8 protein-coding genes, 1 tRNA gene and 3 rRNA genes are annotated in these 16989 nt (G+C 41.5%); 9 read left to right on the forward strand and 3 right to left on the reverse strand.

All coding sequences use genetic code 11. The features are described from left to right. The first annotated feature begins 41 nt into the window (after window positions 1-41). Together OZY43_RS00365 and OZY43_RS00370 are read left to right on the forward strand one after the other, a co-directional pair. Entirely contained in the window at window positions 42-869 is an 828-nt protein-coding gene (locus OZY43_RS00365; RefSeq protein WP_277164907.1) for an exodeoxyribonuclease III, read from the forward strand. A 917-nt stretch (window positions 870-1786) separates the two neighbouring features. Next, entirely contained in the window at window positions 1787-4627 is a 2841-nt protein-coding gene (locus tag OZY43_RS00370) for a DEAD/DEAH box helicase (protein ID WP_277164909.1), read from the forward strand. Between the two features lie 108 nt (window positions 4628-4735). On the opposite strand, the gene OZY43_RS00375 is transcribed toward OZY43_RS00370, so the two are convergent. Beyond that, a complete protein-coding gene (locus OZY43_RS00375) occupies window positions 4736-5800 on the reverse strand; it encodes a serine hydrolase domain-containing protein (RefSeq protein WP_277166409.1) in 1065 nt (354 codons plus the stop codon). 243 nt (window positions 5801-6043) lie between these two features. Between OZY43_RS00375 and OZY43_RS00380 the strand changes: the two genes are divergently transcribed. From OZY43_RS00380 to OZY43_RS00400, 5 genes are all read left to right on the forward strand, one after another. Then, window positions 6044-6454, forward strand: coding sequence for a peptide deformylase (locus tag OZY43_RS00380; RefSeq protein WP_277164910.1), 411 nt, complete (start codon window positions 6044-6046; stop codon window positions 6452-6454). Window positions 6455-6919: 465 nt separating this feature from the next. Continuing rightward, window positions 6920-8487: ribosomal RNA gene (locus OZY43_RS00385) — 16S ribosomal RNA — on the forward strand. Between the two features lie 217 nt (window positions 8488-8704). Beyond that, window positions 8705-11615, forward strand: a 23S ribosomal RNA gene (locus tag OZY43_RS00390). An 83-nt stretch (window positions 11616-11698) separates the two neighbouring features. Then, window positions 11699-11815 (forward strand): 5S ribosomal RNA (gene rrf, locus OZY43_RS00395). Together the 16S, 23S and 5S rRNA genes with 1 tRNA gene alongside form the textbook arrangement of a ribosomal RNA operon. An 11-nt stretch (window positions 11816-11826) precedes the next feature. Further along, window positions 11827-11899 (forward strand) — tRNA-Asn (locus OZY43_RS00400). A 43-nt stretch (window positions 11900-11942) separates the two neighbouring features. Here OZY43_RS00400 and OZY43_RS00405 read toward each other — a convergent pair. Continuing rightward, the gene (locus OZY43_RS00405) at window positions 11943-12869 is read right to left on the reverse strand and encodes a LysR family transcriptional regulator (RefSeq protein ID WP_277164912.1); all 927 of its coding nucleotides are present in this window, start codon (window positions 12867-12869) and stop codon (window positions 11943-11945) included. 116 nt (window positions 12870-12985) lie between these two features. Here OZY43_RS00405 and OZY43_RS00410 point away from each other — a divergent pair, with 116 nt between their 5' ends. Then, window positions 12986-14866: a flavocytochrome c gene (locus tag OZY43_RS00410; RefSeq protein ID WP_277166281.1), complete on the forward strand. Its 1881-nt coding sequence runs from the start codon at window positions 12986-12988 to the stop codon at window positions 14864-14866. A 58-nt stretch (window positions 14867-14924) separates the two neighbouring features. Here OZY43_RS00410 and citG read toward each other — a convergent pair whose 3' ends face one another. Then, on the reverse strand, window positions 14925-15746 hold the full coding sequence (gene citG / locus OZY43_RS00415; RefSeq protein ID WP_277164914.1) for a triphosphoribosyl-dephospho-CoA synthase CitG: 822 nt from the start codon (window positions 15744-15746) through the stop codon (window positions 14925-14927). A 97-nt stretch (window positions 15747-15843) separates the two neighbouring features. On the opposite strand from citG, the gene OZY43_RS00420 reads away from it, so the two are divergent. After that, entirely contained in the window at window positions 15844-16989 is a 1146-nt protein-coding gene (locus OZY43_RS00420; RefSeq protein WP_277164916.1) for a glycerate kinase, read from the forward strand.

Consider the following 16989-nt stretch of genomic DNA (forward strand, 5'->3'; position numbering starts at 1 on the left):
AACCTTTATAATGTAAGAAACAATTAAAAAAGGAGAAAATTATGATCTTAATTTCGTGGAATATTGATTCGCTTAATGCTGCCCTGACTGGTACTTCTGCTCGTGCTGAAGAAACACGCAAGGTGTTAACTAAAATACATGACCAAAATCCAGATGTGCTGGCAATTCAGGAAACAAAATTACGCGCAACTGGTCCGACTAAGAAGCATCAGGAAATTTTGCGCGCACACTTTCCTGAATATCGGTATGTATGGCGTTCCTCAGAAGAGCCAGCACGTAAGGGCTATGCGGGCACAATGTACTTATATAAAAAAGACTTAACGCCACAAGTAACTTATCCGACAATCGGGGCTCCAGAACCGATGGATCAAGAAGGGCGAATTATTACCTTGGAATTTCCTGACGTCTTTGTCACCCAAGTCTATACGCCTAATTCTGGTAATGGTTTAAAAAGACTCAGTGAACGGCAACTTTGGGATGCAAAATACTTGGCGTATTTACAAGAGTTGGACCAGGTAAAACCAGTTTTAGCCAGTGGTGATTATAATGTTGCTCATACTGAAATTGACTTAAAGCATCCCGATAACAACCATCATTCGGCTGGTTTTACTGATGAAGAGCGGGTTGACTTTACCAAGCTATTGGCTGCGGGCTTTACTGACACGTTTAGAGAAGTCAATGGTGCTGTCGAAGGAGTTTATTCTTGGTGGGCTCAACGAGTTCGGACAGCTAAGGCTAACAATTCTGGCTGGCGGATTGACTATTGGCTTGCAAGTAACCGGATTGCAGGACAGGTTAAGCGTTCAGAAATGATGGATACAGGTGCACGGGCGGATCATTGCCCAATTTTACTTGAAATTGACTTATAATTAATAGCTCTATTTTATCTGAGTATTTATTTACTATCTTACGATTTATTGCAATATTGTTTTGACTTGAAATATTGAAAAGCGTAAAATGTAATTGCTTTCTTATTGCTAAGAAAGTTAATTATTGTTGAGAGGAGGATGTGTTATGACCTGGGTTGATATTGTACAAAGTGCATTAAAAATGTTTGCTAATATTCTTAAAGGTGTCAGCAATTTCTTTGGTATTCTTCGTAAATAATTAATGCCAAATAATAAACACTTAATGTTAGTTTTTAATCTAAGTTAAGTGTTTTTTTTAATCCTGAAAATTGTTGTGGCTCGGATATGCTAGTGCCATTTAAAGCAACTTTGGGATGCAAAATACTTGGCATATTTGCAAGAATTTTACTGACATATTTAGAAAAGTCAATGATGCTGTCGAAGGAGTTCTTCTTGGTGAGCTCAACGAGTTTGGACAGTTAAGGCTAACAATTCTGGCTGGCAGATCATTGCCCAATTTTACTTGAAATTGACATATAATTAATAGCTCTATTTTATCCAAGTATTCATTTAATCTATAAAAATTTATTGCAATATTGTTTTGACTTGAAATATTGAAAAGCGTAAAATGTAATTGCTTTCTTCTTACTAAGAAAGTTAATTATTGTTGAGAGGAGGATGTGTTATGGTTTTTGCTGCTATTATGCAAGCTGTATTAAGCATGTTTGCTGACATTCTTTATAGTGTCAGCGGTTTCTTTGACGTTTTTCGCAAGAAGGATACGAATGATGCCAAATAAATAAAGAAACACTTAACGTTAGTCTAAATTACAAGTGATAATTTCACTTGTTAGTTTTTGAACTAAGTTAAGTGTTTTTTTATCCTAAAAATTGATGTTTGCCTCCGCTTTTGTGTAAAATTAGCTTGAGGCGATATGGATGAATGAACCACTGCAAGATGCGATTTTAAACGGCCTATATGATGCGACCTATCCCGGTCATGAATTATTAAGCCCTAAACTTTTGCAAAATACCCAAAATGACAAAATCTGGCTAACTTTACGGCAAGAACTATTAACTTGTCGTAGTTTTACTTGGGCAGTGGCCTTTGTGACGCAGGACATGCTGGTGCCGTTTAAAGTAGTCATGGCTGATTTAGCTGCTAAAGGGATCACGGGGACAATAATTACTGGTGATTATTTGGCTTTTAACGATCCTAAAGTTTTTCGTGAATTAATGAAAATCCCTAATTTAACCGTTAAAATTGCTGCTAAGAAAGGTTTTCATGCTAAAGGCTATTTATTTGAACATGACGATTGGCAAACATTAATTATCGGCAGCGCTAATTTTACGCGAGCAGCATTACTCAGCAATTATGAATGGGCCCTAAAGGTTAGTTCGAAGGAAAATGCAACGTTGACTAATCAACTTGCGTTGCAGTTGCACCAATTACAAGAAAATAGTGTGCCGCTGACTTTAGCATGGCTGCAGGAGTATGAGGATAATTGGGTGAAACCGTCACGGCAATCACTGCCGCAAGTAAAAGCAGCAGATCCAATTACACCTAACAAGATGCAGTCTGCAGCTTTGAAGGAATTACAAGCGTTAGTTGCTGCTGGGCAAAAACGAGGATTGGTTGTCTCGGCAACAGGAACTGGGAAAACATATCTTGGTGCTTTTGCTGTTAAAGATTTTGCACCGCGAAAATTTTTGTATGTTGTTCACCGTGAGCAAATTGCTAAAAAAGCTTTATCAAGTTTTTATCAAGTAATTGGTGGTAACAAGCAAGATTATGGTCTGTTGACGGGGCATAAGCATCAGCTTAATCGGAAGTATCTTTTTGCTACCGTACAGACTTTGAGTCAGCCAGATATGTTGGCTAGCTTGGCCAAAGATGAATTTGATTATATTTTAATTGATGAAGCTCACCGAGCAGCAGCACCGAGTTACCAGCAAGTGCTTAATTATTTTACGCCGCAGTTTTGGTTGGGAATGACAGCTACACCGGAGCGAATGGACAATCAGGATGTTTATCAGCTGTTTGACTATAATTTAGCTTACGAAATTCGGCTGCGGGATGCTTTAGAAGCCAAGATGTTAGCACCCTTTCATTATGTAGGCGTTGCAGATTATGAAGTTGATGGTGAAAGCATCGATGAAACGACTAATTTACGTAATTTGATAGCGCCTAAACGTGTTGAGTATGTGTTAAAGCAACTAGATTATTATGGTTATTGCGGGACAAAAGCACGTGGTTTAGTCTTTTGCAGTCGGCAGGAGGAAGCTCGCGAATTAGCGCACATGTTTACTATTAAAGGTCATCCAGCAGTTGCATTAACTAATGAGGATAGTGAAACGCGGCGGACGCAAGTTGTTAAGCAGCTTGAAGCAGGTAAAATTGAATATATTGTCACGGTTGACCTGTTTAATGAAGGGATAGATATTCCTGCACTTAACCAGATTGTGATGCTGCGTAATACGCAGTCTAGCATTGTTTTTATCCAGCAATTAGGACGGGGATTGCGTAAGTATCCGGGCAAGGATTATGTGACGGTGATTGACTTTATTGGCAATTATAAAAATAACTATTTAATTCCAATTGCACTTAATCAAGATTCTAGTCGCAGTCAGGACAAGGCTCGTGCAGAAAGTACACTGCCAGGATTAATTGATGTGTCAACGATTAATTTTAGCCGTATTGCTTCGGAAAAGATTTTGGCGTCACTTGATCAGGTAAAACTTGATAGCTTAAAAGAATTGCGGCAATCTTATCGCGACTTAAAGGAAAAGATTGGACATCCACCGCTGTTATTTGATTTTTATCAGTATGGGTCAACTTCGCCAGAAGTTTTTGCTGATAATCATAGTTTGCAGCATTATGGCCAGTTTTTAAGCAAAATGGGTGAGTCGATTACTCTTAGTAAGTATGAAAGTGCGGTCTTATCATTTGTGACTAAGGAACTGATGAATGGTAAGCGACCGCATGAATTGTGCTTGCTGCAATTACTGCTTGAAAAAGGGCAGGTTAGTCAAACTGAGTACGAACAAATGCTGCATTGTGAACATGCTTACGTTAATGCAGCGGTTTTAAATTCGGTTGAAGCAATCTTATCGCTAGATTTCTTTGATATTAAGCAAGGGAAGACAACTAAAAAGGCCCAATATGGTGGACAGGCTTTGGTTGAGCATAAAGATTTGTTAAGTTACCGACTAACGCCGGTCTTACAGCAAGCCTTAGCTGAAAATATCGTATTTAAGAAATTATTTGCAGATGTCGTGCAGACGGGATTAGCACTTAATCATGAGTATAACAATTGTAAGCAATTTACGTTATATCAGCAGTATGACCGTAAGGATGTGTGTCGATTATTAAATTGGCCCAAGGATGTGTCAGCACCAATGTATGGTTACCGAGTAGATGAACACGAGACACCGATTTTTATTACTTACCAGAAAGATTCCGTTGAAAAACGGAACGCGGTTTATCATAATACATTAGAAGATGGCCGTAGTTTGCGTTGGTATACGCGTTCACCGCGTCACCTTGATTCAGCCGAAGTTCAGCGGTTGCTTAATTCACCACAGATGAAGTTGCATTTATTTGTGAAGAAAAGTGATGCAATCGGCAAGCAGTTTTTCTACTTGGGGGAAGCTACTATTCAACAGGGAACGGTTAAAGAAGAACTGCTGGGACCAAAAAAGAAGGCAGCAGTGGGGATGAACTTACTGTTGCAGCACCCACTTGAAGCCAAAATGTATGAATTATTGTTTGCAGAATAAAAAATGCGCTTGTGGTAAAAAGCGCATTTTTTATATGGTAATAATATTTGAAATTATAAGCAGCCAAAAAGCACTACAAAAATTGAGTGCTTTTTTAAATTTAACTATTTATCTTGAAACAAATGTATTTTGCTTTAAGTGCTGTAAAATTGCGTAACCAACATCCTTTTGGTCATTTTCTTGATCATCAGTTTGATTGAGGAACATTACAATGCCATTTTGATTATCAGTGGTCAATTGTACCCAAGTACCAAAATGGGTACTGTTAAGACTACCATAAGCGAGCTTCAAATTGTCATTATTCTTCAAGTACATACCACCGGAATAATCAGTGATTTTGCTCTTTAGGTGAGTTAAATAATTAAAATCATCTTTATCTAAAATAGTTCCATCGGTTAAACCAACCTGAATTTTATAGTAATCTTCGGGAGTTGAGAATAGGTTGCCAGCCCCCGGAATTTGTGATGCCAGCGAACGTGTAACATAACTTGATTGTTGGTAGTTTTTACCGCCATTTGAGTAGTAAGAAATTGGATCGGTCAGGTTATGGGGAACATCTTGATACAGGTAAGTATTTTGTAGACCTAATTTTTTAACAATTCGATTTTGAAAATTGGTTTCATAGGATTGCCCAGTGATTTGACGAATAATGCCAGTCAATAAGATATAGTTACTATTGTTATAGTGATAAGTTCCCACTTGGCCAGTTGGCGAAGCATTAATATTATTGACAACCCAATTAACGGCATTAGCTTCGGAGTAGTTATAGCCGCGGTTAATTTCAGTTTTACTTGCGGTGATTCCAGAGGTATGAGTTAGCAAATTACCAACAGTAATTTGATCAGCGTTTTTTAAGTTAGGATACCAACGAGAAATTTTGGTATATTGAGAAAACGACTTATTAGTATTTAAATTTTCGTTGATTAGTTGAATAATCATGGCACCGGTAATTACTTTTTGCAGTGATGCTGTGGGGTAGACGACGTTGTTATTGCCATTGCCGATTCTCTTGCCATACCAAGCATAGCCATAACTAATAGCTTGAGGGACACCGTTTTTAATCACGGCAACACTACCGCGCATGTGATGTTGCTTCAATGTACTTCTGACGAAGTCATGCATATCATTCTGATTACCTGTTGTAGTAGTTGCAGCTTCTGCTTGGGTAGCCACGCTAGCAAGTGGTGCAACTACACCTAAAGTTAAAGCAGCTGCTAATGTAATAATTTTATTTTTCAAGATTTAATTTTGCTCCCCTCGAAGATATTAGTTGTATTATAAAACGTTCGTGTTAATAAAAATATGCAAAAAGGTTAAATTTCTATAACAATCTATTTTCTGTTAGGATACAAATTGACATAATTGAGTCATTAGTTTTGATATAAAATGAGCTATATATGGAAGGAATTTTAAATAATGATCAGAGAAATTACTAAAGATGTTTTATTCCTGAGCCAAAAAGCACTTCCTGCTACTGAACAAGATCGGCAAGTTGCAATCGATTTGCGAGATACATTAGTAGCTAAGAGGAATGCAGCTGCAGGATTAGCTGCGAATATGATCGGGATTAATAAACAGATCATTGCTTTTTATATGGGAAGTTTACCAATTGTGATGATCAATCCGCAAATTAAGGAATGGTCAGGGACATATTCAACTAAAGAAGGCTGTCTTTCACTAGCAGGTTTACGGACTACGAAAAGATATCAAAAAATTTTAGTTGAATATTGGGATATAAATTTCAAAAAACAGGTGCAGGATTTTACTGGATTTACTGCAGAAACGATTCAACATGAGTTAGATCACTGTTCAGGAATTTTGATCTGATATTTTTGTGTGATGATAAGAGCTGATATATCAACGATTTAAAATAAATTTCAAAAAAATGGCAAAAAAAGCTTGCAAAAGAGAGAGTAAGTTGGTAGTATTAATAACTGTCGTCGGGCAAGAGAGCGGAAAGCAAAGGAGCCTGAAGGCGAAAGAAATATCAAGCTAAGCAGTTGACAAAGAGTGAAAGGTTTAGTAAGATAATAAACGCTGTTGAGTGAAGCGAGAATTCATCAAGAGCGTTGCAGAAGAAAGTTCTTGACAAAAGAAATTGCTTCTGTTAAAATAAAAAAGCGCTGGTGCAGCTAATGCATCAGCGGGTAGTACCTTGAAAACTGAACAATGTTTTCGCAAAAAGTGTGCGGGTGTAAGAACCCAAAACAAAAAAGCGAAGTCAATTTCGCAAGCAAATAAATCCGAGATGCAAATCTTGGAACGAATGAGCAAACATTCAAACAAACATTTAAAAATGAGAGTTTGATCCTGGCTCAGGACGAACGCTGGCGGCGTGCCTAATACATGCAAGTCGAGCGAGCAATTTTAACAGAATACCTTCGGGTAGGAAGATAAAAGCGCGAGCGGCGGATGGGTGAGTAACACGTGGGTAACCTGCCCTCTAGATTGGGATACCATTTGGAAACAGATGCTAATACCGAATAAGAAGTAAGATCGCATGATCTAGCTATGAAAGGCGGCTTTCGAGCTGTCACTAGAGGATGGACCCGCGGTGCATTAGCTAGTTGGTAAGGTAATGGCTTACCAAGGCGATGATGCATAGCCGAGTTGAGAGACTGAACGGCCACATTGGGACTGAGACACGGCCCAAACTCCTACGGGAGGCAGCAGTAGGGAATCTTCCACAATGGACGCAAGTCTGATGGAGCAACGCCGCGTGAGTGAAGAAGGTTTTCGGATCGTAAAGCTCTGTTGTTGGTGAAGAAGGATAGATAGAGTAACTGTTATCTATTTGACGGTAATCAACCAGAAAGTCACGGCTAACTACGTGCCAGCAGCCGCGGTAATACGTAGGTGGCAAGCGTTGTCCGGATTTATTGGGCGTAAAGCGAACGCAGGCGGGAAGACAAGTCAGATGTGAAAGCCCTCGGCTCAACCGGGGAATTGCATCTGAAACTGCCTTTCTTGAGTGCAGAAGAGGAGAGTGGAACTCCATGTGTAGCGGTGGAATGCGTAGATATATGGAAGAACACCAGTGGCGAAGGCGGCTCTCTGGTCTGTAACTGACGCTGAGGTTCGAAAGCATGGGTAGCGAACAGGATTAGATACCCTGGTAGTCCATGCCGTAAACGATGAGTGCTAAGTGTTGGGAGGTTTCCGCCTCTCAGTGCTGCAGCTAACGCATTAAGCACTCCGCCTGGGGAGTACGACGCAAAGGTTAAAACTCAAAGGAATTGACGGGGGCCCGCACAAGCGGTGGAGCATGTGGTTTAATTCGAAGCAACGCGAAGAACCTTACCAGGTCTTGACATCTAGTGCAATTCATAGAGATATGAAGTTCTCTTCGGAGACACTAAGACAGGTGGTGCATGGCTGTCGTCAGCTCGTGTCGTGAGATGTTGGGTTAAGTCCCGCAACGAGCGCAACCCTTATTATTAGTTGCCAGCATTAAGTTGGGCACTCTAATGAGACTGCCGGTGACAAACCGGAGGAAGGTGGGGACGACGTCAAGTCATCATGCCCCTTATGACCTGGGCTACACACGTGCTACAATGGTTAGTACAACGAGGAGCGAACCTGTGAAGGCAAGCGAATCTCTTAAAGCTAATCTCAGTTCGGATTGCACTCTGCAACTCGAGTGCATGAAGCTGGAATCGCTAGTAATCGCGGATCAGAACGCCGCGGTGAATACGTTCCCGGGCCTTGTACACACCGCCCGTCACACCATGAGAGTCTGTAATACCCAAAGCCGGTAGGATAACCCTTCGGGGAGTCAGCCGTCTAAGGTAGGACAGATGATTAGGGTGAAGTCGTAACAAGGTAGCCGTAGGAGAACCTGCGGCTGGATCACCTCCTTTCTAAGGAAGAGCGAATAGGTGGAGAGTAGAGATACTAGAGGAAGCCTAGGAGCAACGGAAGCACACGAAAGGCGCGAACATTGTTTAGTTTTGAGGGTAGTACCTCAAAAAGAGTTAGTACATTGAAAACTGAATATAATCCAAGAAAAAAACCGAGACACAATCATTGAAGAAAAGAAACAGATTGCAAGAGCGACCGAGAGAGTATCTTGAGTAAGGTCAAGAAAAGAAGGGCGCACGGTGAATGCCTAGGCACAATAAGGCGAAGAAGGACGTGACAAACAGCGAAATGCTTCGGGGAGCGGTAAGTACGCAGAGATCCGGAGGTATCCGAATGGGGGAACCCAGTATGAGAGATCATATTACTAGCTGATGAATAGATAGTCAGTTAGGGCAAGACGCAGTGAACTGAAACATCTAAGTAGCTGCAGGAAGAGAAAGAAAAATCGATTTCCCTAGTAGCGGCGAGCGAAGAGGAAAGAGCCCAAACCAGTTGATTTATCAATTGGGGTTGTAGGACTGCAAGAAGGTAGTACAGGAGATAGCAGAATTATCTGGGAAGATAAGCCAGAGAGGGTGAGAGCCCCGTAAGCGAAATTGAAAGTACGCTGAGCAGAATCCTGAGTAGGCCGGAACACGAGGAATTCCGGTTGAAGCAGCGAGGACCATCTCGCAAGGCTAAATACTAAATTGTGACCGATAGTGAACCAGTACCGTGAGGGAAAGGTGAAAAGAACCCCGGAAGGGGAGTGAAAGAGAACCTGAAACCGTGTGCCTACAAGTAGTCAGAGCCCATTAAAGGGTGATGGCGTGCCTTTTGTAGAATGAACCGGCGAGTTACGTTAACTAGCGAGGTTAAGTCAGAAAAGACGGAGCCGTAGCGAAAGCGAGTCTGAATAGGGCGAGATAGTTAGTTGATGTAGACCCGAAACCAAGTGACCTACCCATGGCCAGGTTGAAGGTGCGGTAAAACGCACTGGAGGACCGAACCCACGTAAGTTAAAAATTGCGGGGATGAGCTGTGGGTAGCGGTGAAATTCCAAACGAACTTGGAGATAGCTGGTTCTCTCCGAAATAGCTTTAGGGCTAGCCTGGTGCGAGGATGATAATGGAGGTAGAGCTCTGTTTGGACGAAGGGCCCGTCAGGGGTTACTGAATTCAGATAAACTGCGAATTCCAGATATCAAAGCACTGGAGTCAGACTGCGAGTGATAAGATCCGTAGTCGAAAGGGAAACAGCCCAGATCACCAGTTAAGGTCCCAAAATCTATGCTAAGTGGAAAAGGATGTGGAGTTGCGTAGACAACTAGGATGTTGGCTTAGAAGCAGCCATCATTAAAAGAGTGCGTAATAGCTCACTAGTCGAGTGACGCTGCGCCGAAAATTTACCGGGGCTAAGCATAGTACCGAAACTGTGGATGTGTAGTAATACACGTGGTAGGAGAGCGTTCTAAATGCGGTGAAGGCTAATCGAGAGGATAGTTGGAGCGTTTAGAAGTGAGAATGCCGGTATGAGTAGCGCAAGATAGGTGAGAATCCTATCCGCCGAAAGACTAAGGTTTCCTGGGGCAGGCTCGTCCGCCCAGGGTAAGTCGGGACCTAAGGTAAGGCCGAAAGGCGTAGCCGATGGACAACAGGTAGAGATTCCTGTACTGCGTTAGATCGTTAAAAACGAAGGAGGGACGCAGGAGGCAAAGAACGCATGGCGCTGGAAGCCATGTTCAAGCGATAAGTGAGAGAGTGAGTTAAATGCTTGCTTTTAATAATCATGAGTCGTGATGAGGAGCGAAATTAAAGTAGCGAAGGTTTGGAAGTCACACTGCCAAGAAAAGCTTCTAGTGAGAGCTAACGCGCCCGTACCGCAAACCGACACAGGTAGTCGAGTGGAGAACACTAAGGTGAGCGAGAGAACTCTCGTTAAGGAACTCGGCAAAATCGCCCCGTAACTTCGGAAGAAGGGGTGCTGGTGTAAGAGCCAGCCGCAGTGAATAGGCCCAAACAACTGTTTATCAAAAACACAGGTATCTGCAAAGTCGTAAGACGACGTATAGGTGCTGACACCTGCCCGGTGCTGGAAGGTTAAGGAGAGAGCTTAGTCGTAAGACGAAGGTTCGAACTGAAGCCCCAGTAAACGGCGGCCGTAACTATAACGGTCCTAAGGTAGCGAAATTCCTTGTCGGGTAAGTTCCGACCTGCACGAAAGGTGTAATGATTTGGGCACTGTCTCAACGAGAGACTCGGTGAAATTATAATACCCGTGAAGATGCGGGTTACCCGCGACAGGACGGAAAGACCCCATGGAGCTTTACTGCAATTTGATATTGAGTAGCTGTTAAACATGTACAGGATAGGTAGGAGCCAGAGAAGATAGGACGCTAGTCTTATCAGAGGCAATGTTGGGATACTACCCTTGTTTGATGGCTGCTCTAACTAATATCTCTAAGCGAGATATAGGACAGTGTCAGATGGACAGTTTGACTGGGGCGGTCGCCTCCTAAAGAGTAACGGAGGCGCCCAAAGGTTCCCTCAGAATGGTTGGAAATCATTCACAGAGTGTAAAGGTATAAGGGAGCTTGACTGCGAGAGAGACAACTCGAGCAGGGACGAAAGTCGGGCTTAGTGATCTGGTGGTACCGCATGGAAGGGCCATCACTCAACGGATAAAAGCTACCCTGGGGATAACAGGCTTATCTCCCCCAAGAGTTCACATCGACGGGGAGGTTTGGCACCTCGATGTCGGCTCGTCGCATCCTGGGGCTGAAGTAGGTCCCAAGGGTTGGGCTGTTCGCCCATTAAAGCGGCACGCGAGCTGGGTTCAGAACGTCGTGAGACAGTTCGGTCCCTATCCGTCGTGGGCGTTGGAAATTTGAGAGGAGCTGTCCTTAGTACGAGAGGACCGGGATGGACATACCGCTGGTGTACCAGTTGTCTTGCCAAAGGCATAGCTGGGTAGCTAAGTATGGCAGGGATAAGCGCTGAAAGCATCTAAGTGCGAAGCCCCCCTCAAGATGAGATTTCCCATACGAAAGTAGTAAGACACCTCAAAGACTAAGAGGTAGATAGGCTAGGAGTGGAAGAGTCGTGAGACTTGGAGCGGACTAGTACTAATCAGTCGAGGACTTGACCAGAGCTTGAGCAATCTGGGATTGTAAGTAAGTTTTTTTTAAGAGATTATATTTAGTTTTGAGTGTAAGAACTCAAACAGAAAAAGTACGGTGGCAATAGCAAGAAGGAAACACCTGTAACCATGCCGAACACAGCAGTTAAGCTTCTTCACGCCGAGAGTAGTTGGTGGGAGACTGCCTGCGAGGGTAGGACGCTGCCGTGCTTTTTTAATATTCCGGCTTAGCTCAGTTGGTAGAGCGCTTGACTGTTAATCAAGATGTCGTCAGTTCGAGTCTGACAGCCGGAGCAAGCAAGGAAAAGAGGATCTATTGGATCCTCTTTTTTGTGTACTATTTAATATTAGGTTGAATTTTTAATTCTTGAAATTTGGTAATTAGCTTTTTAACACCATTCTTAATTTTGATACCATGCTTGATTGCAATAAAATATTTTATTTGTATCAGATTAGGGTTTAGCGGTAGTAGATTAATTGGCGTTTGTGCCATCCTTTTAATGATACTTGCAGCTGAAATAGTTAATCCAGTTCCCTTAATTGCTAAGTTAGTAGTTGTAATAATATTATTGCTTTCCAAAATTATATTTGGTTCAATGTGAAATTTTTGAAAGATACCGTCAACTTGATGACGAATAGCGGAATTACTTGAACTAACAACAAATGGCTGGTTTAGAATATCCTGGATATTGTATTCATTCGGCTTAAGAATAAATCTACCTTTTTTAAAAAGTGGTGAGTTGGGCGGAATTATTACGAAATAGTTTTCACCGCCATTAACGTAAAAATCTAATCCTTGATTAAGTGATTCAGGTGTTTGACCAATATAACAATCAATTTGTTCATGCAGTAATTGAGCTTCACTTATTCTGGGTGAAGTTTCAAATAGTTGAATTTTAATATTTGAGTTTGTTTTCAAGAAGCCAGGCAGCAGTTCAGGTAATAAAAAGGTGCCGAGACTATCTAGAATACCAATTCGGATTATTTCTTGGTCTGGGTGCACATAAGGCGTAAGCTGCTGAAATAAAGTTTGTTTGTTGGCAATAGTTGTTTCAAGATACTTATAGTAAATTATTCCTGCTTTAGTCAGAGTAAAGGGAATACTTTGGCGATTAATGATTGGAGTACCTAATTTATGTTCTAATCTTTTGATCAGTTGAGTTAAATATGGTTGTGAAATGTACAGTTCATGTGCGGCCTTGGTAAAATTACTTTCTTTAAGTAGGACATCAATGTAGTGTAATAAAATTTCTGGATTTTTCATTGTTTCTCCTGATAACAAAATTGTTATGACATGGTTGTCATAAAAGTATTTTACCTATTACTACAAAATTAGTAAAATTTATTTATTAAGTGTTTAAGAGGGGAAGAGAATTAATGATGAAACCAGGTACATATGATGTTAAGGCCAAAGGCCATGGTTCAAGCTTCATGCCGATGAAAGTGACACTTTCTGAAGACAAAATTAAGGATATTAAGATTGATTCTAGTGGTGAAACTAAGGGTGTAGCTGATGAAGTTTTTGCTCGACTGCCTAAGCAAATCGTTGCTAATCAAACTTTGAATGTTGATGCTGTCAGTGGGGCAACAATTTCTAGTAATGGGGTAATTTCTGGTGTTGCGCAAGCGATTGAGCAGGCTGGTGGCGATGCTGCCGAATGGCAAAACCGTGCTAAACCAAGTAATGCTGACAGTGAAGATGTTGAATATACAACTGATGTGGTTGTGATTGGTGCCGGTGGTGCTGGTCTTGCAGCCGCAGCGCGCACAATTCAGAATGATAAAAAAGTTATTGTTCTAGAAAAATATCCGCAAATTGGTGGTAATACTACTCGTGCTGGCGGCCCATTAAATGCTGCAGAACCAGATTGGCAAAAGCAATTTAAGGCTCTTCCGGGTGAAAAGGAAAGCTTGGTTAAGTTAGCTGCAACACCACTTACTGATATCGATCCAGAATATCAAGCAGATTTTAAAAAGTTACAACAACAAATTAATGATTATGTTCAGTCTAATGGGGACTATCTATTTGATTCTGTTTTATTACATGAGATTCAGACTTATTTAGGTGGTAAAAGAACGGACCTAAATGGTCACGAAATTCATGGCAACTATGCTTTGGTTACAGAATTAGTTAATAATGTTCTGGATTCAGTTAAGTGGTTGACTGATCTTGGCGTTAAATTTGACCGCAGTGACGTAACGATGCCTGTTGGTGCATTGTGGCGCAGAGGTCATAAACCAGTAGAACCAATGGGTTATGCGTTTATTCACGTTCTTGGTGATTGGATTAAGGCTCACGGTGCCAAAGTTTTAACTGAAACTAGAGCCAAGCATTTAATTATCAATAATGGTCAAGTTACTGGCGTAGTTGCTAAGCAAGAAAACGGCAGTCAGGTAACAATTAAAGCACAAAAGGTAATTCTAACTTCTGGTGGCTTTGGTGCTAACACACCAATGGTGCAGAAGTACAATACCTACTGGAAACACATTGATGATGATATCGCAACAACTAATTCTCCGGCAATTACAGGTGATGGCATTGCTTTGGGTCAAGAAGCTAGCGCACAATTAATCGGCATGGGCTTCATTCAATTAATGCCGGTTTCTGATCCTAAGACGGGTGAATTGTTTACGGGTCTGCAAACACCACCTGAGAACTTTATCATGGTAAACCAAAAGGGTGCGCGGTTTGTTAATGAATTTGCGGAACGTGATACTTTAGCTCAAGCTGCAATTGCCAATGGTGGTTTGTTCTATTTAATTGCTGATGAAAAAATTAAAGATACAGCTTATAACACAACGCAAGAATCGATTGATGCTCAAGTTGCTGCTGGAACATTGTTGAAGGCAGATACGCTTGAAGAATTAGCGCAAAAAGCAGGAATGGATCCAGCTACTTTAGTAGCAACGATTAAAAAGTATAATTCCTATGTTGATGCTGGTAAAGACCCAGAATTTGGTAAGAGTGCTTTTCATTTGAAGTGTGAAGTAGCGCCGTTCTATGCTACTCCACGTAAGCCAGCTATCCATCATACAATGGGTGGTGTGAAGATTAACACCAAAGCGCAAGTTCTTAATGATCATGAGCAAGTAATTAGTGGTTTGTATGCTGCTGGTGAAGTCGCCGGCGGCTTGCATGCTGGTAACCGACTAGGCGGTAACTCACTAGCTGATATCTTTACTTTCGGTCGGATTGCTGCGGATACAGCTTGCAGTGAAATTGAAACAACTGATACTGCAACTGGCGCCTCAGAACATTAACTAGTAACAAAGTAATCTAAAATAAGAGCACTCATATTGAATATGAGTGCTCTTATTTTTATAAAATTTCTTGTTCTAAACCAACAAAAATAGTCACAATTAATAAATCAGCACAGCCACCTAAGCTATAATTGTGCTCTAGACATGCTTGATTAAGCTCCTGCAATTTTTTTCGGCCTTGTGGTGTTGCATAACCGCCTAAAGCTAGGTATGTTTTTGCTTGTTGGTGCAGCCAATTAATTACTTGTGGATTGCCAGCACGTTTAATTAAGTTACTATCGTTAGCTACGGTAGCAATTTTCATGAGGGTATCAAGCAAACGGACTTGCAAGCTGCCGGTACTATTTTTTAAGAATGGTAAGGCTACTTTTTCAACGAGTGGATAACCTTGTTCAGCTTCTGCTCTGGCGCCACCATAACCATATTTGATGAATTCTTGTTCACCAGCAGTTTGTGGTTGGTGCAGATTTCCTAAATCATGTTTAACCAAACCGCAACACATGTGGCGAATGGTCGTAAATAAGTTAGTATTTTGAATTTGACTGTAACTTTCGGCACAGGTGAAAATACCAAGGGCAAAGATTGCGCCTTTATGAGTGTTAATTCCTTCCGTTGCCGTAAACATTGCTTTTTCAGCGCTAATTCCCTTTTGTCGTAACAGAAAAAACATCTGTCTTAAGTCGGTCTGCTTAAAATTACGACCAATTATAACGGCATCAGTAAGATATTGCGTTAAACTTAAGCTGCTATCGATAAAGGTATAAATATTCATGTCGGGATGAGGTCCAGAATGATGAGGATCAACAAGACCAGGTTTGGGTTCAGTGGCGACTTCGTATAAAAGTGCACGCAATGCATTTTGAGTGATTGAATTTGTCATGAGGTACTTCTTTATTTTAAAAAAATAGTAGATTAATATAAATATTGTAAAAATAAGTTCGTGATTAGTCAATTTTGATTAGGAAGGGAAACCAATCATGAAAATTGTGATTGCGCCAGATTCATTTAAGGGAAGCTTGACTGCTGCCGAAGTTGCTAATGCTATTAAACAGGGGATGCAGCCAATTTTGCCGCAAGCCGAATATGTACTTGTGCCAATGGCTGACGGTGGCGAGGGAACAGTAGCTGCCCTCACAGCCGCAACTGCTGGTCAGTTTGTTCAAGAAGAAGTTGTTGGACCGTTAGGGCAAAACGTAACGGCGACTTATGGCCTTCTTGGCAACTCTAATACTGCAGTAATTGAAATGGCAGCAGCTAGTGGGCTGCAATATGTCACTGATGAAACGCATAATCCATTAATTGCGACAACTTTTGGCACGGGGCAACTGATTATTAGTGCTTTGAATCACGGTGTGGATCAAATTATTTTGGGCATTGGCGGTTCAGCGACTAATGATGGTGGTGCGGGTATGGCCCAGGCACTAGGTTATCAATTATTGGATCAAGATAATCAGGAATTGCCTTTTGGTGGTGGCCAATTGGGTAAATTGGTTAGAATTGATACCAGTACAGTTGATCCCCGGCTGGCACAAGTGAAAGTTGTGATTGCCTCAGATGTGACTAATCCACTGATTGGTCCTACTGGAGCTAGTTATGTTTTTGGTCCGCAAAAAGGAGCAACACCGGAAATGGTTGCGAAGTTAGATAGTAATCTTGCACATTATGCGGCAGTTATCAAAAAGGCCATGCAGGTAGATATTGCAAATCTTCCGGGTACTGGTGCTGCCGGTGGTCTTGGTGGCGGGTTACTCGCTTTTACAGATGCAAAAATGGCTCAAGGAATTAAGATAGTTATTCAATTTAGTGGTTTACAACAAAAATTACGAGGTGCTGACTTGGTCATTACGGGTGAAGGTGGGATTGATTACCAGACGAAATTTGGTAAAACACCTTATGGTGTTGCTTTAGCAGCTAAACAGATCATGCCTAAGGTACCAGTTATTGCCCTTGCTGGCAATATTGGCCTAGGTATTGCTAAATTGTATAATCAGGATATAATTAATGCGATTTTTGCAACGCCAATAGGGGCGGAAGCTTTGCCTGCGGCACTTAGGAACGCTAAACGGGATGTCATGATGACAGCGGAAAATATCGCTCGTTTAATTAAAGCGCTGGTCAAATAA

Source organism: Lactobacillus sp. ESL0785 (assembly GCF_029395455.1).
GTDB lineage: Bacteria > Bacillota > Bacilli > Lactobacillales > Lactobacillaceae > Lactobacillus.